Genomic DNA, 21,717 nt, shown 5'->3' on the forward strand with positions numbered 1-21,717 from the left:
CCTTATCCCAAAATTAATCTTGTTAAAAGAAAAGCCACAACAGGTTGTGGCTCTCTTAAAACTAGGTGTTTATAACTAGATTGTTCTGTGTTAAACAGGCTGGTTTCCTTTTTTAAAATCCTCCAAAAATTTTGCAAGACCTATATCAGTTAATGGATGCTTCATCAATCCCTTTATGGCATTAAGAGGCCCGGTCATAACATCTGCTCCAATTTTCGCACAATCTATGATATGCATGGTATGACGAATGGATGCAGCCAGGATCCCGGTAGTATAACCGTAGTTGTCAAAGATCAATCTGATTTCAGAGATCAAACCCAATCCATCAGTGGAAACATCATCAAGTCTTCCGATAAAAGGCGATACATATGTAGCTCCAGCCTTTGCAGCGAGCAAGGCCTGCCCCGCTGAAAACACAAGAGTCACGTTCGTTTTTACCCCTTTGTCAGAAAAATATTTACAGGCTTTTATCCCTTCTGCAATCATAGGAAGCTTAACGACAATCTGCTGATTTAAAGCAGCAAGAGCTTCTCCCTCTCTCACCATTCCTTCAAAATCAGTTGCAATCACTTCGGCACTTACATCACCATCAACGGCATCACATATCGCTTTATAATGGTCGGCAATCTGCTGAGCACCTGTAATGCCCTCTTTTGCCATAAGTGAGGGATTGGTTGTAACTCCATCCAGAATTCCAAGTGCCTGAGCTTCCCGAATCTGTCCTAAATTCGCAGTATCTATGAAAAATTTCATGCTTAATTTTTATTTTTTTACAAAATATAATGTATAAACTCTCATTGTTGGTCCTTTATTGTATGTTAAAACATATTCGTTGGAGCATTAATTCGTATATTCCTGACAGGTAAATTAAAATTATCATGAGCATGGAGGTTTATATCGAACGCTCAGTATAACAATTTTTTAAACATGTTTTGGATCGATCACATAAATTATAAAGACGCAGATAGTTCATTGAGAAAAATATATGATCGGGTAAGTGGGCCCGGGAATAAAGTTGACAATATCCTCATGGCACACAGTCTGAGGCCTCATACACTTTTAGGCCATATGGCATTGTATAAAAATGTAATCCACAACAGCAATAACACGCTTCCTAAATGGTACCTTGAAGCCGTTGGTATTTATGTGAGTTATTTAAACCATTGTGACTATTGTGTAGACCATCATTTTACAGGCTTAAAAAGGCTTTGGAATGATCAAAAAAAATCTGAGAATTTCATGATTGCCATTAAAAAAAACACGCTTCAGGAGTTTTTTGACAAAAAATGGTTTGAAGGCATTGTGTATGCCCATTTGCTTACAATGAATCCGAGAAAGATCAATAAAAATGATATTTACCGATTAAGGGCAGTGAATTTTTCTGATGCCGAAATCCTTGAGGTCAATCAGGTAGTGGGCTATTTTAATTATGCCAATCGAACCGTATTAGGACTCGGTGTGCATACAGAGGGCGATGTTCTTGGATTGTCACCAAACAATAGTGATGATCCCGAGAACTGGAACCACGACTAAACGGGTCAAAACTTAACATTTTTTCATAATTGGTCTTTAACAAAATTCGTAACTTAGATATGAATTTTAAAGTATTGAACATGGGAACAATTAGACTTGGAGATGTGGCTCCTGATTTTACTGCAAAAACCACAGAAGGTGACATTAATTTTCATGAATGGTTAGGTGACAGCTGGGGAGTTTTATTCTCTCATCCCGCGGATTACACTCCGGTTTGTACAACCGAATTGGGTACAGTCGCTAAATACAAAAAAGAATTTGACAAGCGGAATGTCAAGGTGATGGCTTTAAGCGTTGATGGGCTCGAATCTCATGATGACTGGATAAAAGACATCAATGAAACTCAGCATACCACTGTAAATTTCCCGATCATCGCAGATGAAGACAGAAAGGTTTCTGAATTATATGACATGATACATCCCAATGCCAGCGCCAAGTTTACAGTACGATCAGTTTTTGTTATCGGCGCCGACAAAACAATTAAACTTATTATAACCTATCCGGCTTCAACAGGGAGAAATTTTGACGAACTGCTCAGGGTGATTGATTCGCTTCAGTTAACGGCATATGAAAAAGTGGCAACCCCTGCAAACTGGCAATATGGCGAAGATTGCGTCATTGTGCCATCTGTGACCAAGGAGGAAATTCCTAAATTATTCCCTAAAGGCTACACCGAGGTCAAACCCTACCTGAGACTGACACCACAGCCAAATTTAAATTAAATGAAAGGGCCCTGAAAAAGGGCCCTTTTTTTATACCCTGCACATCATTAATCGGATACTATGCTCTAAATTCATATCTTGCTTTGTCAAAACTTAAATTTCTTACGCTTGCTTCTGAATCACTGCCTGAAATAGCTTTCAAATTGAAAATCATGAATAAAAAAGAAATTAATATCCACGGCTTTCGCCATATTGAGTATAAACATGAATCTTTTAGCCCTGATGACATGCTGCAGAAAAGTGAAGCTTTTTACCATTGGATGGACAAACGCAGGTCAATCAGGGAATTCAGTGATCAGGAAGTACCAAAAAAAGTTATTGAAAATATTATAAAAACAGCTTCAACTGCACCTTCCGGGGCTCATAAACAACCCTGGACTTTTTGCGCCATTTCAAATGGCAACCTCAAACATCAGATAAGACTTGCGGCGGAGGCGGAGGAAAAAGAAACCTATGAAAACAGAATGGGAGACCGATGGAAAAATGATCTTGCGCCCATGGCAACAGATATGCACAAACCTTTTTTGGAAATTGCACCCTGGATCATAGTGGCCTGCAAAAGGGCTTATGAATACGAGGAAGATGGAAGCAAACGCAACAACTATTACGTAAACGAGTCGGTCGGCCTTGCCTGTGGTATGCTGATCACTGCTATTCACAATGCCGGCCTGGTTACCTTAACCCATACGCCCAGCCCTATGAAGTTTCTTACCCGGCTTTTAAAAAGACCTGATAACGAAAGGGCTTTTTTGCTACTTCCTGTAGGATACCCCAAAGAACCTGTTTTTGTCCCGGATTTAAAGAGAAAAGAATTGGATCAGGTTGCAGTATTTTACGAATAGTGAGACTTACATTCCGTAATGATTCATGATCAGTTTTTCGTACAGGCGGTCTGGTAAAATTCTCTTTAAAACCACAGAGAATTTCTGCATGAATTCACCTACTTTATAATGTAATTTAGGATTGGGATCGTTAATGATGTGGTAGATTTGACGCGCCATAAGAATCGGGTCCTTCCCTTTATCCACGTGCTCATCCATTAAATCGAGGTTATTTTTGTAAATCCCGGCATAAGGAGATCCTTTAAAAACGGGTGTATGGAACCTTCCCGAAGCGATATCAGTAGCAATATCACCAGGAGCAATATTGGTCACCTTGATATTGAACTGTTTCAACTCCATGCTCAAGGTCTCAGTCAAGATTTCCAGTGCTCCCTTTGCGGCAGAATAAATTCCCCTGAAAGGAAGTCCCATATAACCGGCGATAGAAGTCACGTTGATAATCAGGCCTTCATTTTGCTTTCTCATATGAGGGATAACGCATTTCATCACCTCAATCGCCCCAAAAAAATTAGTGTCAAAAGCCCTTTTCATTTCTTCGGTTGGCGTCTCTTCAATTGGGCCGGTGATCCCCATTCCTGCATTGTTGATCAATACGTCTATCCTTCCTTCGGTTTCAATTATTTTACCAATGGCATCCTCTATACTCGATACATCCTGCAAGTCAAGCCTTAATAATGTAAAGTCATGATCCGCTTTTTTAGGATTTCTGCTCGTACCGTAAACTTTAAATCCTTTTTCAGCCAAAAAACCAGCTGTAATTTGGCCAATACCTGATGAAGCACCTGTAATTAAAATAACCTTACTCATAAATGCAAAGATGCTATAAAAAGTTGATATTGAAGTGTCAAAATAGAGGATTCTATATAAAGACTATTTTTAAAAAAAGAAAATAAAAAAAGGCAAGCTACCTGCATCACACCGCTACGACCTAATACCTTTGCTGCGTTCCCGCCCTGGAGGATTCAAAGGGAGCTGGTTGTGCAGGACTTGCCCATGCAAAAATACTACCCTTTTACAATTAAACAAGCTTTTTTTTGTAACTTTTTAGATTGTAAGGATAGGCATAAGCCTCAATGCATATTATTATATATATTTGTTCTACCTTAAATAAAATTTTTATGGAAAATCAACCAAACACTTCAAAAAAATCAATCATGTTAAATTACGGTGCAATACTTGGGTTTGCATCTATTATAGTGATGTTAATCAACTATGTTATTGGTGACATCTATCAACCACACTGGTCACTGATGATATTTTCACTGGCAGTGACTTCTACAATTATCGTTTATGGGCTTAAAAAAGCAAAAGAAATGAATTCCGGATTTTTGAGCGTCGGAGAGGCGATTAAGACAGGTCTGGGAATTTCACTGATTTCGGCCTTAATCTATATTGTTTACTTGTTTATTTTTTACAATATGATCGAACCCGACTATTTTATAAACATGGCAAAGGTTCAGGAACAAATGATCATTGAAAGATATCCAAACCTAACGGATGAACAGATGGAAGGTGCCATCAAAAATGCCGGCATGTTTGCCAATACTGGTGCTAACCTCACACTTACAATGATTATAAGTCTTTTCTTTGGCTTGATTATTTCATTAATTGCGGGTCTTGTCATGAAAAAAACCGAAGAAGCATAATTAATTCCAATTATTGATGGATATAAGCATAGTTGTTCCTTTATTGAACGAGGAGGAATCATTACAGGAATTACACGATTGGATTGCAAAAGTCATGCAATCCAATCGTTTTTCATATGAACTTATTTTTATTGATGACGGCAGTGATGACCGGTCATGGGCCATTATTGAGTCATTGTCAAAATCAAATCCGTCGGTGAAAGGACTGAGGTTTCAACGCAACTATGGAAAATCCCAGGCCCTGAACGCTGCTTTCAAAAAAGCCGCCGGTGACGTGGTAATCACCATGGATGCAGATCTTCAGGACAGCCCCGATGAAATTCCCGAATTATATGAACTTATTCGTAAAGAGGGCTATGATCTTGTGTCAGGCTGGAAAAAGAAACGCTATGATTCCAAATTGAGAAAAAACCTCCCGTCGAAATTATTTAATGCCGCGGCGCGGAAAACTTCCGGACTTGAACTTCACGATTTTAACTGTGGATTAAAGGCATACAAGAATGATGTGATCAAGAATATTAACGTATCGGGTGAAATGCACAGGTATATCCCCGTGCTTGCCAAAAATGCGGGTTATCACAAAATAGGTGAAAAGGTAGTGATTCACCAGGCGCGAAAATACGGGACCACCAAATTTGGAATGGATCGTTTTATCAACGGGTTCCTCGACCTGATCACCATCAATTTTTTGACCAAATTCGGAAAAAGGCCCATGCACCTGTTTGGCCTCCTCGGTACAATTGTTTTTATATTTGGTTTCCTTGCTTCTACCCTCATTGGTATTTCAAAGCTCGTGAAACTGTACCGGAACGAGCCTGCTATTTTGATTACTGATAATCCCTGGTTCTATATTGCCCTCACTTGCATGATACTTGGTTCACAGCTTTTTCTTGCCGGTTTTCTGGGGGAACTGATATTGAGGTCAAAAAGTGAGCCCAAGCGATATTCAATAAGTGATAAGATAAATATATAAGCCTGAAACCAAGTTTTACCTTCACATTTTTACAGAAATAACGCTAAAAATTAAGGGTATTCCAAAAAAAAGAGAAGGTAGTTACATCCTGAAAATTAGCCTTAAAAAGTTTATATTTGTTTCCTTAAATTTCCATAACCAATGAATAGCAACGAAATAATCAACAAAGCCAAATTATGGATCAAAGCGCCTTTTGATTCAGAAACACAAAATGAAATCCGGGAATTGCTCAATAGTGATTCAAAAGATCTTACTGACAGATTCTATAAGGACCTTGAATTTGGAACCGGAGGAATGAGGGGGGTCATGGGAGCCGGAACGAACCGGATTAACAAATACACTTTAGGAAAAAATACCCAGGGTCTTTCGAATTATCTTTTAAAAACATTTACCGGTAAACAGCCAAAAGTTGCTATTGCTTATGACTGCCGGCACAACAGTAAGTTTTTTGGACAGTCTGTCGCCAATGTATTTTCTGCTAATGAGATACAGGTTTATTTATTTGAAGATTTAAGGGCAACACCAGAACTGTCTTATGCAGTGAGAGAGCTTGGCTGTGATGCAGGTATCGTTTTAACGGCCTCTCACAATCCTCCGGAATACAATGGCTATAAGGTTTATTTTAATGATGGCGGACAGATTATTCCTCCCCAGGATGGTGAGATCGTCGATGAAATCAATAAGGTAAACTTTGAGGATATCAAATTTGAATCCAACCCTTCGCTGATTCATATCATAGGTGAAGAAATCGATCAAAAGTTTGCCAAAGAGGCGGTTGCCAATGCAACCTTTAAAGACACGAAGCATCGCGATCAGTTAAAAATTGTCTTTACTTCGCTGCATGGAACATCCATCACCATGGTTCCGAAAACACTTGAGCTGGCTGGATTTACAGATGTACATATTGTTGAAGAGCAAAGAGAGCCCAACGGCGATTTTCCAACTGTAGCCTCCCCAAACCCGGAAGAACCGGCAGCCTTAAAAATGGCGACTGACCTGGCCGATCGAATCGGAGCAGATATCGTCATTGGAACTGATCCTGATTGCGATCGGCTGGGTATAGCCGTAAGAGATCTCGACAACAAACTTGTCTTGCTTAACGGTAACCAGACCTTCGCCATACTGGTTGACGCACTGCTTAAAAAATGGCAAAAAGAAGGAAGGATTGACGGCAGGCAATTCGTTGGCTCCACGATCGTCTCTACCCCGATGATCATAAAGCTTGCCAGCAGTTATGGCGTAAAAACAAAAGTTGGCTTAACCGGTTTTAAATGGATTGCCAAAATGATCCGGGAAGCTGAAGGAAAAGAAGAGTTCATAGGTGGCGGTGAAGAAAGTTTTGGCTTTATGGTAGGCGATTTTGTCAGAGACAAGGATGCTGTTTCGAGTACCCTCCTGGCATGTGAAATTGCTGCTCAGGCAAAAAATAACGGTAGTTCGGTTTATGCAGAACTGTTGGAATTGTATAAAAAACACGGTTTTTATAAGGAACACCTTATTTCGGTCGTAAAGAAAGGGGTTGAAGGTGCCCGGGAAATCGAGCAAATGATGATCGACATGAGAAACTCCCCTGTTACCGAGATCCATGGTGAAAAAGTTAATTTCCTGTTTGATTATCAGACCTCAGTTTGCAAAAACCTGATTACCGGTGAAGAAACCGTCATAGACCTTCCTAAATCCAATGTTCTTATTTACCAAACCACAGAAGGCACCCGAATGGCGGCCAGGCCCAGTGGAACAGAACCTAAGATCAAGTTTTATTTTAGTGTTCATACAGCACTGGATGACACAAAAGATGCCAAGAAGGTTGAAGCAGAATTGGATCAAAAGATTCAGCGTATCATTAAAGAATTTAAGCTGAATTAATCACCTGAACCACCAACAATAATTGATGAAATATTTCAAACAAATTCTGATGTATGCCAAACCCTATAAAGTGTTTGGTGTTTTAAATATCATCAGTAATATATTTTATGCCTTATTCGGAACCCTGGCATTTGTATCACTGATGCCTATGTTAAAGGTTTTGTTCAAAAGTTCCCAACCCGTAAGTGCGCCACCTGTTTATGCAGGAATTTCAAAACTTGGTGATTATATAGAAAATTACATCAACTATTTTATTACTCAAAAAGTAAACAATGAAGGTGAATTAAAGGCCCTATTGTTTATGATTATCCTAATCATCGCGACCTTTTTGCTGAAAAACATCTTTGGCTATCTGGCCATGTTTTTTATCACTTTTTTGCGCAATGGAGTGCTCAAGGACTTAAGAAATGACCTCTATGAAAAAACGGTGGACTTACCTCTTTCTTATTTTTCTGAAAAGAGGAAAGGTGATTTAATTGCCAGGATCTCAACTGATGTACTGGAAATCCAGCATTCATTTTTATCAATTTTGGAACTGATCGTTAGAGAGCCTTTAACGATTATTTTTACAATTATAGCCATGCTTGCTTTAAGCCCGCAACTCACCTTGTTTGTTTTTATTTTTATTCCAATATCAGGATATGTCATTTCGCTGGTTGGGAAATCCTTGAAAAAAAAATCAGACAGCGTTCAAAAAGAGCAGGGGTATTTCTTATCAATACTTGAAGAAACACTTGGCGGACTGAGGGTTATTAAAGGATTCAATGCAGAAGGTTATTTCAACTCAAAATTTCGGGCCTCAACGTCAAGGTTTTATGCTTTTTCAAATTCATTGCTAAACAGGCAGAACCTAGCTTCTCCAATGAGTGAATTTTTAGGTATAGGAGTAATCGCCATTTTATTATGGTACGGTGGCTCCCTTGTACTCGTTGAAAAGACATTGGCGCCTGATGCCTTTATTGTTTATATGGGTTTAGCCTATAATATCCTTACCCCGGCAAAGGCGATCTCTAAAGCGGTTTATGGCGTAAAAAAGGGCGATGCCGCCGCAGAACGTGTCTTGGAGATTTTAAATACCGTCTCTCCTTTAAAGGATAAAGATACTGCCATTGTTAAAGAAGATTTCAATGCGACTATTTCCCTCGAAAATATTTCCTTTAAATATGAAGATGATTATGTGTTAAAGGATTTTTCATTAGAGATTCCAAAAGGTAAAACAGTGGCCTTCGTAGGGCAATCAGGTAGTGGTAAATCAACGATTGCCAATTTAATCTCAAGGTTTTATGACGTCAATGAAGGAAGCATAAAAGTTGATGGGGTAGACGTTCGTGACATCACAAAAAAATCCTTGAGAGCTTTACAGGGGTTGGTTTCCCAAGATTCGATTTTGTTCAATGACACGATTAAGAACAATATACTTTTAGGGGTTACCGACAAAACAGATGAAGAAATTTTAGCAGCTGCCACCGTTGCCAACGCCCATGAGTTTATCAAAGATCTTCCTAAAGCTTATGACACGAATATAGGAGACAGTGGCAATAAATTATCAGGTGGACAAAAACAGCGCTTGAGTATTGCTCGTGCAGTGCTTAGAAACCCTCCAATCATGATACTGGATGAGGCAACTTCTGCACTCGATACGGAGTCAGAAAGACTCGTTCAGGATGCTATTGAAAAAATGATGAAAAACAGGACGTCAATAGTAATTGCTCATAGGCTATCAACCATTCAAAATGCAGATTTGATCGTAGTGATGCAAAAAGGACAGATTGTAGAAATGGGAAAAAATGATGAATTGTTAAAAAAGGAAGGAGTCTATTATAACCTGGTCAAAATGCAATCATTGAATTCGTGAAATTAAATCTTCACGAACATTACCCAACCGCAACATTCATTATATGAACTCAGAAACAAATATTATCCAAAGCCTCACTTGGCGCTATGCATGCAAGAAATTCGATCAAAATAAAAAATTAAATAAAACTCAGATCGATGTGCTATCCAAAGCATTTAATCTAACCGCCACCTCTTTTGGTCTTCAGCCTTTAAAAATGCTGATCATAAAAAATGACTCCTTAAAGGAACAATTACTCCCCCATGCTTATTTTCAAGCTCAGATAACAACTTGTTCTCATTTGTTGGTCATATGCATTGATACGGCCTTTGATGAGAATTCCATCGATGAATATTTTGATCTGGAAAAAAACATTAGAGGAACTTCAGAGGAAATCATCGGGAAATTCAGAAATCAGCTAAAAACCATCTACAAAAACAAAGATCGTAAGCAAATTGATACATCTGCAATTTATCAAGCTTATATTTCGATTGGAACCCTGATGACTGTATGTGCTGATCAAAAAATAGATTCCTGCCCGATGGAAGGCTTTAACCCTGTAAAATTCGACCAGGTTCTGGGGCTTGATAAAATGAATTTGAGGTCTGTATTGCTCCTTCCGGTTGGTTATCGCGCCGAAGATGACATCATGAGTTCCATGAAAAAAGTGAGAAAACCATTAAATCAGGTAATTATAGAACTGGATTAATCATTTAAATTTCAATAGATTTACGCCCTTAAAAGAAAATAAGCCATGCCAAATTCAATGATAAGAAATCAGGAACCAAAAATATTATGGAATCATTTCGCAGATATCAACGCCATACCCAGGGCTTCGAAAAAAGAAGATCGCATCGTAGCGTTTATGGTTGCTTTTGGAAAAAACCTGGATCTGGAGACAATCGTTGATCCTGTTGGCAATGTTATCATACGCAAACCGGCTTCTATCGGCATGGAAAACCGAAAAACAGTAGTTGTTCAGTCTCATCTGGATATGGTACATCAGAAAAATACTGATGTTCAATTTGACTTTGACACAGAGGGCATCAAGATGTACGTCGAGGGTGACTGGGTTAGAGCAAAAGGTACTACCCTGGGTGCTGATAATGGCCTGGGTGTTGCGGCAATTATGAGTTTATTGTCTTCTGAGAATATCGTTCATCCGCCACTTGAAGCCTTGTTTACCATTGATGAGGAAACCGGAATGACCGGAGCTCAGGGATTACAGCCGGGATATCTGACCGGAGAGATTTTACTTAACCTTGATACAGAAGAAGATGATGAGATTGATATTGGCTGTGCCGGTGGAATTGACATTACCCTTTCGAATAAATACGAGGAGATTGAATTGGAAAAAGGCTATGCAGGGTTTAAAATTGAGGTTAAAGGTTTACAAGGGGGCCATTCGGGAATGGACATTCACAAGGGCCTTGGCAATGCCAACAAGATCATGAACCGCATACTTCTTGATATAGATACAGCTGTTAAAATAGCTCAGATTGACGGCGGGGGACTGAGAAATGCCATCCCCAGGGAAAGTTTTGCAATCATTGCGTGTAAAGAGTCTGAGGCGACTCAATTGGAGTATGAATTTGATAAGATCCAGAAAATGATCGTCAGCAAATTCGAAAGTGTAGAGCCCGATTTGAAATGTACCCTTCATAAAACGTCCACACCGGAAAAAGTAATGGATGAAAATGCACAGGAGAAATTGCTAAAAGCCTTGGAAAAGGCTATTAACGGGGTTTATAAAATGAGTGAGGAAATCCCCGACCTTGTAGAGACTTCCAATAATATTGCCCGGGTGTTGGTTGAAAAAGGAAATATCAAAATCCTGTGCCTTACGAGATCCTCAACAGAAGAAAGTAAAATGGAGCTTGCAAATTCCTTGAAAAAAACTTTTGAGCATGAGGGTTTTACCGTGAAATTTTCAGGGTCTTATCCGGGTTGGAGCCCCAATAAAGATTCGGCTATTTTAAAAGTGCTGACAGAACTTTATGAAAACATGTTTCACGAACAACCTGAAGTTGTAGCCTGTCACGCAGGGCTGGAATGCGGAATTTTAGGAACACACTATCCTGATATGGATATGATCTCTTTTGGACCAACCATCAAAGGAGCCCATTCACCTGATGAAAGAGCAAGTGTATCTTCTTCTGTTAGATTTTGGGGTTTTTTACAGGAAATTTTGAAAAACATACCGTTAAAAGACGCTTAAACAATCTTTTATAGTGTAAGGAGAATATGAGTGCGTGGCAAACAATATCACCACTGAATCTCCTGCTTTCCTATTTTTCTTAAATAGCTGTTTGTTTCACTAAAATGTTTGTTTCCAAACCAATAACCCCTGTTCGCACTTAGGGGTGAAGGATGACCACTGCTTAATACCAGGTGCTTCTTCTGATCTATTTTACTTCCTTTTTTCTTTGCATAACCTCCCCACAGTAAAAAAACAATGCCTTGCTTTTTTTCGGACAAGTGCTCAATGACGGCATCGGTAAAAAATTCCCAACCTTTTTTCTGGTGAGATCCTGCCTGTGAAGAGCGAACAGTAAGGGTGGCGTTTAACAATAAAACCCCCTGGTTTGCCAAATATCCGAGGTCGCCGTTGACAGGATACATTTTTCCTGTATCAGCCTGAAGTTCTTTAAAAATATTGACCAGTGACGGTGGATGAGGAATTCCTTTATGAACCGAAAAACACAAACCATTTGCCTGCCCTTCCCCGTGATAAGGGTCCTGTCCTAAAATGACGACTTTGACATTTTCAAAACTGCAGTGGTTAAATGCAGCAAAAATTTCATTGCCTTTAGGGTAGCAGTTATGGGTATGGTACTCTGAACGAACAAAGCTTACCAAATTTTTAAAGTATTCCTTTTCGAATTCTCCCGAAAGAACCTTTTTCCAACTATCGGAGATATTTATATTCATAGTATAAATTTGGTTATTTTTGTCATTACAAATTTAAGCGTTTGGGAAACAAAATCACAGATAAAACATTAATTGACCTGGAATTTTCAACAGTTCTGGATACCATCGAGGAATATTGCATTTCGGATCTCGGAAGAAGCAAGGTAAAACAAATAAGACCCATAAGCCGCGTTCTTGAATTAAAATCAGAATTGAATCAGGTAAATGAATACTTGGCATCTTTTGAAAATGAAAACCGGATACCAAGCCATTACTTTGAAGAAATAAGCAAAGAAATTTCTCTTTTAGGTATTGAAGACAGTTTTCTTGAAGGAGCTTCTTTTATCAAGATTGCCGCCATATCTGAAAATGTCAACAATCTGTTGTTGTTTTTTAAAAAGTTTAAAGAGTATTACCCAACACTTTTTGCTGAGTCGGAAGACATTGAATTCAATAATTTTATCGGAAAACACATTAAGTCGCTCATCTCTCCATTTGGGGAATTGGTAGACGATGCCTCCCCTGCCCTTCAGCATATCAGAAAAGAAATGAACAAGATAAGAGGGCAATTAGGTGGGAGTTTTAATAAAGCCCTTGCGCATTATGCGGCTCTGGATTATCTTGACGACATCAGAGAGTCCGTTGTTGACAATCAAAGAGTTTTAGCCGTGCAAGCGATGTACAGAAGGAAAGTTAACGGAGCGATCATGGGAAATTCAAAAACCGGAAGTATCGTGTTTATTGCACCTGAAGCCACGCTTCAATTGTCAAGGGAGCTTCAAAACATCAAATACGAGGAGCAGGAGGAAATTGTAAAGATCCTTAAAAACCTTACCAATAGCATCAGGCCCTATGCACCTCTTCTTAAAAAATATCAAGACTACCTCGCTCATTTAGACAGCGTTGGCGCCAGAGCAAAATACGCCGTTAGCATAAGGGCATGTTTGCCAAAAATAGTAAGTGACAAGATAATTTATTTTAAAGAAGCCTATCACCCCATTTTATGGCTTGAAAACACGCATAAAGGTCTGGTGACAATTCCCCAAACCCTTGAACTCAATAAAACACAACAGATCATTGTGATTTCAGGGCCCAATGCCGGAGGTAAAAGTATCACCTTAAAAACCATCGGGTTACTTCAGGTAATGCTGCAAAGTGCCATCTTGATACCGGTACATGAAAGAAGCGAAGTAAGTATTTTTGATAAAATCCTCACCGATATAGGAGACAATCAATCTATTGAAAATCAGCTGAGCACCTACAGCTACAGACTCAAGAACATGAGGAATTTTCTTAAGAGATGCAATGACAACACCTTATTCCTTATTGATGAATTTGGCACCGGGAGCGACCCTGAACTGGGAGGCGCTCTTGCCGAAGTATTTCTGGAGGAATTTTATGAGAAAGGAGCCTTTGGCATTATCACCACCCACTATTCGAATTTAAAAGTTCTGGCGAGTGAATTAGAACATGTGACCAATGCTAATATGCAATTTGATCAAAAATCTCTGGAACCTTTATTTAAGTTACACACAGGACAAGCCGGAAGTTCTTTTACTTTCGAAGTAGCTCAAAAGAATGGCATCCCTTTTAGTTTGATTAACAGAGCCAAAAAAAAGGTGGAAAAAGAAAAAATACGCCTTGACAAAACCATTGCCAAGTTACAAAGGGAAAGGAATGAGTTGCAAAAAAAAGCAGACAACCTTGTCAAGGAGCAGAACTCAGCCAGGGCAGGCGCAAAAAAACTCATGCAGCAGCAAGAAAAAATACAGGATAAAATAGAAAGCTTCCAGGAGCTCTATGACAACAACCAAAAAATGCTTTCATATGGACGGAAAACCAATGAATTATTAAACAAATTCTTTCAAACCAGGAATAAAAAAGAACTCAGGGAGGAATTCACCAAATGGTCGTTGATAGAACAAACAAAAAACGAATTGGCCAAAAACGAAAAGATCAAAGCTGAGTTACATAAAAAAAATGATCAGAAGGAGAAACCTCTGTCAAAAAGAGAAAGAACCAAGATCAACAAGGAGCTTAAACAGAGACAACGACTAAAAGAAGCCGAACTGAAAAAGACCGAACAGGAAATCTTGCCCGAGGTAAAAAAAATAAGGGTTAAAAAAGAAAAGGTAAAAAGAGAAAAAGCCATCTTTATAAAAGACTATCAATTTCAAGTCAACGATACAGTTAGGTTAAAAGAAGGTAATGCCAAGGGTACGGTTGAGAAAATAGAAAAAAACACAGCCACTATTAATTACGGCATGTTTACTGCCAAAACAGACCTGACCCAGCTGGAACTCGTAAAAAAGGGAAAAAAATAAGCAGGGTTATTCTTCGGCGTATCTTTCCATTTCCCTGTCATAGAAAATACTGGCCTCTTCTATAAGTGTGGTTATTTCAATCGCAATTTCCGACTCATCGCCTCTTAATTCATCCAGCCATTCAATATCATCATTTAACAAATTAATGATAAACTGCGGGTATTCTGTATGAATGATAAAAATATCCTCCGGGTGATCTGTATTGTCCCCTAATAAAAATTTTGGTAATGTCATTGACTTTCTTTTTTTGATTCTCCCCCACATGGTCTGTAAAAAAACACCCATTTGGAAAAATCGCTGGTAAAATTATTAAAATGATGTTCAATCTTGCCGAGTTTCAAAGTTAATCATTTTACCAGGATAAGCAATTTGACAAAAAAAAGTATTTTTACACTTCAATATTTAAGAACCTATGAACAAAAGAACCGTTTTTTCGATGCTTAACACGGCAGTTTCGAAGTACCCAAATGACCCTTATTTAAGTTCAAAAAGCGATCATGGATGGGAAAGGACTTCCTTTAGTGAAGCACAATCAAGAGCAAGGCTGCTCGCATCTGCTTTTTTGGAATTAGGCGTTGATAAAGACAGCAAAGTAGCTATTCTATCCGAAGCCAAGACCGACTGGATCATAGCCGAATTCGCAGCCTTGTATACCGGAGGAATTTCAGTTCCGCTATCTATTAAATTACTTCCGGAAGAAGTTCCGTTCAGGGTGAATCATTCAGACTCAATTCTGTTTGTTATTTCTGAAAACACTTTGGAAAAAGTAATCAGCCAATGGGATAAATATAAAAATAAGTCACTCCGCTTGGTGGTGCTGGACAAGCCTTCTGAAAAAATCAGCAAGCAATGTGCTCAATACGAATTTAATGAAGATGACCTTCTTTTTATAGAAGACCTTTATGCGATAGGAAAAGAGAACATAGAGCATCATCAGGAACGTCTTTCTCGTATCGAACAGGAAACAAAAGAAGACCAGGTCGTTACGATCTCTTATACTTCTGGTACCACAGGGAACCCCAAGGGCATTATGCTTACGCATCTTAATTATTATTCCAACAGTCATGCTGCCGTTTCTACCTTTCAAATCAAAGAGAAGATTTCTACGCTGCTCATCCTCCCTACCGATCACTCCTTTGCCCACACCGTTGGCATATATACCGCTTTGGTAAAAGGGCTTTCCCTTCATTTTGTTGATGCCCGTGGCGGGAGTGTAAACGCTCTGAAAAACATTCCTGCCAACTTAGTCGAAGCAGAATCTAACTTTCTTCTGACCGTACCGGCTTTAACCAGTAATTTCATACAAAAATTTAAAGATGGCATCAAGGCCAAGGGCCCATTAATCGAAGGAATTTTCAATCGGGGGATTGAGGCTGCCATCAAAAGGAATGGAGATGGTTTTTCAAAACCGGGCATCGGTATACAACTTGCTACTTATTTAAATGTCTTTATAGCAGAAAAACTAATTTTTAGTAAACTTAGGTTGATTTTTGGTCCCAAAATTGAATTTTTTGTGGGAGGTGGGGCATTACTTGATATCAAGCAGCAACAATTCTACAAGGCCATAGGAGTTCCTGTATATCAGGGATATGGCTTAACCGAGGCGACCCCGATTATTTCAACAAACACCCCCTATAATCATAAAATGGGCACATCCGGTAAAGTACTTAAGGGTATAAACTGTAAAATTTGCGATGATCAGGGCAAAGAATTGCCTCAAGGCCATAAAGGAGAAATAGTGATTCAGGGAGATAATGTAATGAAGGGCTACTATAAAAATGATGCTGCCACTTTAGAAACCATCAGGCAAGGTTGGTTACACACCGGGGATCTGGGATATATTGATGAAGATGATTTTTTGGTGGTGGTAGGCAGAGAAAAGGCCCTGCTTATTTCTGAAGATGGTGAAAAATACTCTCCTGAAGAAATAGAGGAGGCTATCGTAAACAGTGCTTCCGTAATAAAGCAGATCATGATCTACAATGACCACCAAAAATATACTACTTCCCTGATTTCGCTAGATAAAAAAGCTTTGGGTGAAATGGTTAAAAAAGAATCAATTAAAAGTTTTGAGGCATTGAACAAGCGACTTAAGGAAGACCTGTTATTGTTTTCAAAACAAAGAGAATTCGAAGGTAAATTCCCAGGGAAATGGATCCCGTCCAATTTTCAGATCATAGAGGAAGAATTCTCTGAAGAAAATCAAATGATCAATTCCACCTTGAAAATGGTACGACACAAAATAACCCAAACTTATCAAGACAGACTCGATCTGATGTATGCGAGCAAAGCGCAGGATAAGTCCCAGGAAGAAAACATAAAGATTCTCAAACGATTCATTAAGTTACCCACAGACTAATTATTGCAATAACATGCCAAAAGTCGTTCAAATTAACATGGATAGTCCTCTGTATCAAAAGGAACGTGAACTGAGGAACAAGGTGCTTTTAAGACCTATTGGCATTCCTGATTTTGGCTGGGAAATGAATGATTCAAAATCCTGGCATTTTGTTGCCCTGGAACAAGGCAAACTCATTGGCTGTGTATTGCTCCTTCCTCTTGATATCAAAAATAAAAAAGGCCAATTAATGCAAATGGCCGTTGAGCATACCTGGCAGGGAAAAGGGATAGGCAAACTTCTTGTTGGTTCATTATTGAGCTTTGCCCGAAAAGCTGGCCTGGAAGAGATCGAGATCCATTCCCGTGCTGAGGTTACTTCATTTTATGAGCAATTGGGATTTCAGACTATTGGTGAAGAATTTAAGGAGGTTGGCATCAAGCACAGGTATATGTCGCTACAATTGTGATACTCAAACGAACCCCATTTTTTAACCCTGGTTTTGCTTTAGCTTCTTATTTTTCGAAAACCTTAGAAATAAAAATAAATTCAGCAATATCAGTGAAAAAGCATAGGCGGTGTCTTCAACCGGAATTGTCATCAATCTGATCCCCAGATTCTCTGCATCATTGTACCATACAACCTGCTCCTCTATTCCGAAACCCGTGAGCACCCCGTTCACTATAAAAAATGGGATCAGCATAAACAGAAAAGTGATGTAAAACGTTCTTAATAATTCTGGAGAGTAACTTTTGACAATGCCCAGAACCACGATGGCGAAGAGCATATCAACGGCAGTATAAGCCTTCGAAAAATTGAATAGGAATACCAAAGCAAATACAACGAACAAAAACATAGAAATCCTATTGGTCAACTTTTCACTTAATATCAGCTTGGGATTAATCTCCAAAATAGCTACATGTGTAAATATACAGGCGTAAGGAATACAGATAAAGAAAAGCCATTCCTCAATGGGTAAATGCAAGATGTAAATACCCGAAAGATAGGCTTCATTAAATCCCCAATACCCCTGGACCGTAAAGTAGACATCCCAGATAATGAATGGGATCAAAGTAATCAAAAACGCTTTAAAAAGAGACTTCCATTGCCTGTAAAGCCTGATCCTCGGGTGAAAAGAAACCAAAAAAGGAACAGAAATAGAGAGCAGATCTATCCAAAGGTAGAGTGACATCATTAATATTGTCCTTTGTAGTACTTCATTGGAACCCATAGCATTCCAAAACATTCACCGTCATGCTTGCCTAAATGCTTATGGTGTATTTTATGAGCTCTTCTCAATGCCAAAAGGTATGGGTTCTTGGTTTTTCGCCAAATCTTAATTCGCTGATGGATAAACAGGTCATGGATAACAAAATAAACAACACCATAAATAAATACTCCTATCCCTATACCTAAACTAATCTGCCAGCCAAAAATTGACCATAAGGCAAAAGCGGTGATCGAAATCACAGCAAAAAAAACGAAAAATGAATCGTTGCGTTCTAAAAAAGAATCATGGTTATCCCTAACGTGATGGTCTTCGTGTAAATTCCAAAAAAACCCGTGCATCACGTATTTATGCATTCCCCAAGCCACCCCTTCCATAAGGACAGCGGTAATCAAAATTGTAAAAAACAAAATCATTTTTTTATATTTAAATTAACTCTCTTCTTCTACATTTATCTGAAGTAAGGCATCTTTAAGATCTTTATTCTTAGTGATGCTTAACAAATTCTTGATCATTGTGTTTTTATATGACAATTCAATGGGAGCAGTCGCCAAATGTCTTTCTAAATAGGCCATATCACTTTCAATATCCTTTTGATAATTAAGCATGCTTGGCACATTTAGCTGGATCAACAACCTAAGATACACGTTTTCCACTTCCTTGCCCTCACTGATCAGTTGCTCAAGGGTTTTTTTACCATCGTTGAAATATTTCAATTTCGAAATGGGTGAAAATACATAATTTGCCATCATACAGGTTCCGGCAGCCTGATAAGCTTTGATCATTTTCATCTCTGTCTCCTTCGCCCGGTCATATTCAAAAGCCAGTATTTTTTGAATATCAGCTTCATTTTTTATTTCCTGAAATTCTATTCTGATGGTTTCAAGAGATGATTTTTCCTGCGCCTTACTCATCAAACTTATAAGTAATAAAACTACTATGAATATTTGTTTTCTCAAAGTAAATTCAACTTGTAATTCACAAAAGATTTAGTCAACAGAAACATTTTCATCGGATTACTTATGCGTATTCTTTTTTCTCTAATTTCGCTAGCCTTGGTAGACGTAAGTTTTCTCAACAATTTCCTGTAATATATAAAAGCTGTATATACCCCAAATTTTGCCTCAATAGGCAATTGTACAATTCCAGCGTAAGCATCATGAAAATCTCTCTCTATTTCAGCAATGATTTGCTGCTTTGCCGCTCCATCAATAATACCTCCTTCTATATGAGGAAAATAAGATCGGTGAAGATTCTCTGTATCGTCTTTCAAATCCCGGAGAAAATTGACTTTTTGAAAAGCACTTCCCAATTTCATCGCAGGTTCCTTGAGCCTGCTATATTGACCCTGATCACCCTGAACGAATACTTTTAAGCACATTAAGCCAACTACATCTGCCGACCCGTATATATAATCTTCATATTCCTGAATACTTTCATATTCATGTTTGTAAAGATCGGCACGCATACTTTTCATAAAATGATCAATCAAATCGGCATCTATTTTGTGTTTGTTAACTACGTCCTGAAAAGAGTTTAAAATCGGATTTAAACTAATTCCCCTATCGATGGCATGGTATAGGTCCTTTTCAAATTCATCGAGTAAAATCTTTTTGTCATAATCATGAAATGTATCAACAATCTCATCTGCAAATCTTACGAATCCGTAAATGGCATAGATATCTTTTTGAATTTTAGGTGACAACATTTTAACCGCCAGGGTAAAGGAAGTACTGTACATGCTGGTCACCTTGTGCGAGCAGCTATACGATAGTTTGTCAAATAGTTCTTTCATATTAATTGTCTTTTGTTAGTAGATCGGAAACCAATTTCCCGGAGATCAGTGATGGTGGAACACCGGGTCCCGGAACCGTTAACTGTCCTGTGAAATATAAGTTTTTAATTTTTTTACTTTTTAATTTTGGCCTTAAAAAAGCTGTTTGCATCAAGGTATTGGCCATGCCATAAGCATTACCCTTAAATGAATTATAATCATCTTTAAAATCCTGAACACAATAAGATTCTTTAAACAGTATCGATGATTTTATATCCTGACCTGTAAGATCTTCCAGTCTTTTGATAATCATATCAAAGTACCGGGTCCTCAAAGCCTCGGAATCTTCAAGATCAGGAGCTAAAGGTATTAAAAAAATTGCAGCCTCCTTACCGGCAGGCGCAACGGTGCTGTCTGTGATACTTGGAAAACTCGCATAAAACAAGGGGTTTTCGGGCCATTTCGGATCATCGTAAATCGCTTTTGCATGCTCATCAAAAGAAACATCAAAAAATAAGGTGTGATGCAATAGATGCTCGACTTTTTTATCCAAACCAACATAAAACAAAAGTGACGAAGGTGCCATCACTTTCTTATTCCAATAAGCATCACTATATACCCTGTATTGTGGATCCAGCAGGCTTTCGGTATGTGCGTAATCCGCTCCGGAAACCAACAGGTCCACAGGATGCTCCACATCATTGATCATAAGGCTGGAAACCCTTCGGTCATTCCCTGTATTAATTTTTGAAACAGCTTCGCCGGTATGAAAAACAACCCCCATTTCTTCAGCTAACCGGATCATTCCATCAACCACTGATTTCATGCCACCGGATGGGTACCATGTTCCCAGCCCGAGATCAGCAAAATTCATAAAACTGTAAAATGAAGGAGTCATCGAAGGCTTAGCCCCCAAAAATAATACCGGAAATTCAATAATCTGACGCAACCTTTGGTTTTTAAACATTCTTTTAGCTACATCATGTATCGTGCTTATAAACTGAGGGACCTCCAAAATTGTATCTTTTGAGACCAATTCAAACGGGCTTAGTCCCGGTTTATACACCAGGTCCTTTATAGCAACTTCATAATTTCTCTCGGCCTTGCGTAAAAAATTTGTCAAGGCCTTGGCTGCATTTGGTTCTATTTTTTCAAAAGTCTCTTTTATTTCATTTAAATCATCAGAAATATCTATGAAATCATCTTTACCAAAATAAACCCTGTAAGCCGGGCCTAATCTTTCCAGATGATAGTAATCGGAGGGTTTTTTGCCAAAATCACCAAAAAATCGTTCAAAGACATCCGGCATCCAATACCAGGTTGGTCCCATATCAAATTTGAAACCCTGGTGGACAAATTGTCTTGCTCTTCCTCCCAATTGTGCATTTTTCTCAAAAACATTTACCTGATATCCGGCCTTAGCCAAATAGCACGCTGCGGATATTGAGGCAAATCCAGATCCTATTACACTAACATTTTTCTTCATACAAGGACAAAATTAGTCGAATTTTCACAAAAAACAATTTTTTTGTCTAACTTTTTATTGTTTTTTATGAACTTTATTGTCTAACTATTTTTATGTTTAAATAATACTAAAATTAACTTTAATTTAACTAAACAAAGGAATTATATAATATTAGCTCAACTTCCAACATCCGCTCCAGAGCCTGATAAAAAAACAAGCAATCCACATCCCCACACTAACTTATAAGGAATAAAAAAAGATT

21 protein-coding genes and 1 other RNA gene are annotated in these 21,717 nt (G+C 38.5%); 12 read left to right on the forward strand and 10 right to left on the reverse strand.

The genetic code is table 11. The annotated features are described in order from the left end of the window. Window positions 1–90: 90 nt before the first annotated feature. Window positions 91–753: a fructose-6-phosphate aldolase gene (gene fsa, locus AABB81_RS08090; protein WP_342159825.1), complete on the reverse strand. Its 663-nt coding sequence runs from the start codon at window positions 751–753 to the stop codon at window positions 91–93. A 174-nt stretch (window positions 754–927) separates the two neighbouring features. Here fsa and AABB81_RS08095 point away from each other — a divergent pair, with 174 nt between their 5' ends. From AABB81_RS08095 to AABB81_RS08105, 3 genes are all read left to right on the forward strand, one after another. Further along, window positions 928–1,533, forward strand: coding sequence for a carboxymuconolactone decarboxylase family protein (locus AABB81_RS08095; RefSeq protein ID WP_342159826.1), 606 nt, complete (start codon window positions 928–930; stop codon window positions 1,531–1,533). An 80-nt stretch (window positions 1,534–1,613) separates the two neighbouring features. Further along, on the forward strand, window positions 1,614–2,255 hold the full coding sequence (locus AABB81_RS08100) for a peroxiredoxin (protein ID WP_342159828.1): 642 nt from the start codon (window positions 1,614–1,616) through the stop codon (window positions 2,253–2,255). 152 nt (window positions 2,256–2,407) lie between these two features. Further along, a complete protein-coding gene (locus tag AABB81_RS08105) occupies window positions 2,408–3,097 on the forward strand; it encodes a nitroreductase family protein (RefSeq protein ID WP_342159830.1) in 690 nt (229 codons plus the stop codon). A 6-nt stretch (window positions 3,098–3,103) separates the two neighbouring features. Here AABB81_RS08105 and AABB81_RS08110 read toward each other — a convergent pair whose 3' ends face one another. Then, window positions 3,104–3,904 (reverse strand): SDR family oxidoreductase, encoded by an 801-nt coding sequence (locus tag AABB81_RS08110; RefSeq protein WP_342159831.1) that lies wholly within the window; start codon window positions 3,902–3,904, stop codon window positions 3,104–3,106. An 87-nt stretch (window positions 3,905–3,991) separates the two neighbouring features. Further along, window positions 3,992–4,090: signal recognition particle sRNA small type (gene ffs / locus AABB81_RS08115), an RNA gene on the reverse strand. 125 nt (window positions 4,091–4,215) lie between these two features. Between ffs and AABB81_RS08120 the strand changes: the two genes are divergently transcribed. From AABB81_RS08120 to AABB81_RS08145, 6 genes are all read left to right on the forward strand, one after another. Next, the gene (locus tag AABB81_RS08120) at window positions 4,216–4,743 is read left to right on the forward strand and encodes a DUF4199 domain-containing protein (RefSeq protein ID WP_342159833.1); all 528 of its coding nucleotides are present in this window, start codon (window positions 4,216–4,218) and stop codon (window positions 4,741–4,743) included. Between the two features lie 16 nt (window positions 4,744–4,759). After that, window positions 4,760–5,716, forward strand: a complete 957-nt coding sequence (locus AABB81_RS08125; RefSeq protein ID WP_342159835.1) for a glycosyltransferase family 2 protein — start codon at window positions 4,760–4,762, stop codon at window positions 5,714–5,716. 141 nt (window positions 5,717–5,857) lie between these two features. Next, window positions 5,858–7,582, forward strand: coding sequence for a phospho-sugar mutase (locus AABB81_RS08130; protein ID WP_342159836.1), 1,725 nt, complete (start codon window positions 5,858–5,860; stop codon window positions 7,580–7,582). A 25-nt stretch (window positions 7,583–7,607) separates the two neighbouring features. Next, window positions 7,608–9,437 carry an ABC transporter ATP-binding protein gene (locus AABB81_RS08135; protein ID WP_342159837.1) on the forward strand — a complete coding sequence of 610 codons (1,830 nt, stop codon included), beginning with the start codon at window positions 7,608–7,610 and terminating at the stop codon, window positions 9,435–9,437. A 43-nt stretch (window positions 9,438–9,480) separates the two neighbouring features. Then, window positions 9,481–10,125, forward strand: coding sequence for an NAD(P)H-dependent oxidoreductase (locus AABB81_RS08140; RefSeq protein WP_342159838.1), 645 nt, complete (start codon window positions 9,481–9,483; stop codon window positions 10,123–10,125). A gap of 45 nt (window positions 10,126–10,170) precedes the next feature. Further along, on the forward strand, window positions 10,171–11,634 hold the full coding sequence (locus tag AABB81_RS08145; protein WP_342159839.1) for an aminoacyl-histidine dipeptidase: 1,464 nt from the start codon (window positions 10,171–10,173) through the stop codon (window positions 11,632–11,634). A gap of 47 nt (window positions 11,635–11,681) precedes the next feature. Here the strand turns inward: AABB81_RS08145 and AABB81_RS08150 are convergent, their stop codons facing one another. Then, complete coding sequence (locus tag AABB81_RS08150) at window positions 11,682–12,347, reverse strand: uracil-DNA glycosylase (protein ID WP_342159840.1); 666 nt, start codon at window positions 12,345–12,347, stop codon at window positions 11,682–11,684. 41 nt (window positions 12,348–12,388) lie between these two features. Here AABB81_RS08150 and AABB81_RS08155 point away from each other — a divergent pair, with 41 nt between their 5' ends. Further along, window positions 12,389–14,650: an endonuclease MutS2 gene (locus AABB81_RS08155; RefSeq protein ID WP_342159842.1), complete on the forward strand. Its 2,262-nt coding sequence runs from the start codon at window positions 12,389–12,391 to the stop codon at window positions 14,648–14,650. 6 nt (window positions 14,651–14,656) lie between these two features. Here AABB81_RS08155 and AABB81_RS08160 read toward each other — a convergent pair whose 3' ends face one another. Beyond that, a complete protein-coding gene (locus tag AABB81_RS08160) occupies window positions 14,657–14,884 on the reverse strand; it encodes a hypothetical protein (RefSeq protein ID WP_342159844.1) in 228 nt (75 codons plus the stop codon). A gap of 178 nt (window positions 14,885–15,062) precedes the next feature. On the opposite strand from AABB81_RS08160, the gene AABB81_RS08165 reads away from it, so the two are divergent. Further along, complete coding sequence (locus AABB81_RS08165; protein ID WP_342159846.1) at window positions 15,063–17,009, forward strand: AMP-dependent synthetase/ligase; 1,947 nt, start codon at window positions 15,063–15,065, stop codon at window positions 17,007–17,009. A 13-nt stretch (window positions 17,010–17,022) separates the two neighbouring features. Further along, complete coding sequence (locus tag AABB81_RS08170) at window positions 17,023–17,457, forward strand: GNAT family N-acetyltransferase (protein WP_342159848.1); 435 nt, start codon at window positions 17,023–17,025, stop codon at window positions 17,455–17,457. Window positions 17,458–17,478: 21 nt separating this feature from the next. Here AABB81_RS08170 and AABB81_RS08175 read toward each other — a convergent pair whose 3' ends face one another. The 5 genes from AABB81_RS08175 to AABB81_RS08195 are packed head-to-tail and all read right to left on the reverse strand — an operon-like array spanning window position 17,479 to window position 21,476. Further along, window positions 17,479–18,183: a lycopene cyclase domain-containing protein gene (locus AABB81_RS08175; RefSeq protein ID WP_342159849.1), complete on the reverse strand. Its 705-nt coding sequence runs from the start codon at window positions 18,181–18,183 to the stop codon at window positions 17,479–17,481. Then, complete coding sequence (locus tag AABB81_RS08180) at window positions 18,183–18,632, reverse strand: sterol desaturase family protein (protein ID WP_342159850.1); 450 nt, start codon at window positions 18,630–18,632, stop codon at window positions 18,183–18,185. The genes AABB81_RS08175 and AABB81_RS08180 overlap by 1 nt, the downstream gene beginning before the upstream one ends. A 15-nt stretch (window positions 18,633–18,647) precedes the next feature. Beyond that, window positions 18,648–19,130, reverse strand: a complete 483-nt coding sequence (locus AABB81_RS08185; RefSeq protein WP_342159851.1) for a hypothetical protein — start codon at window positions 19,128–19,130, stop codon at window positions 18,648–18,650. A gap of 41 nt (window positions 19,131–19,171) precedes the next feature. Next, a complete protein-coding gene (locus AABB81_RS08190; protein WP_342159852.1) occupies window positions 19,172–20,011 on the reverse strand; it encodes a phytoene/squalene synthase family protein in 840 nt (279 codons plus the stop codon). A 1-nt stretch (window position 20,012) separates the two neighbouring features. Then, complete coding sequence (locus AABB81_RS08195) at window positions 20,013–21,476, reverse strand: phytoene desaturase family protein (protein ID WP_342159853.1); 1,464 nt, start codon at window positions 21,474–21,476, stop codon at window positions 20,013–20,015. Window positions 21,477–21,717 lie beyond the last annotated feature (241 nt).

It is taken from the genome of Lutimonas vermicola (assembly GCF_038433205.1).
GTDB classification, from domain to species: domain Bacteria; phylum Bacteroidota; class Bacteroidia; order Flavobacteriales; family Flavobacteriaceae; genus Lutimonas; species Lutimonas vermicola.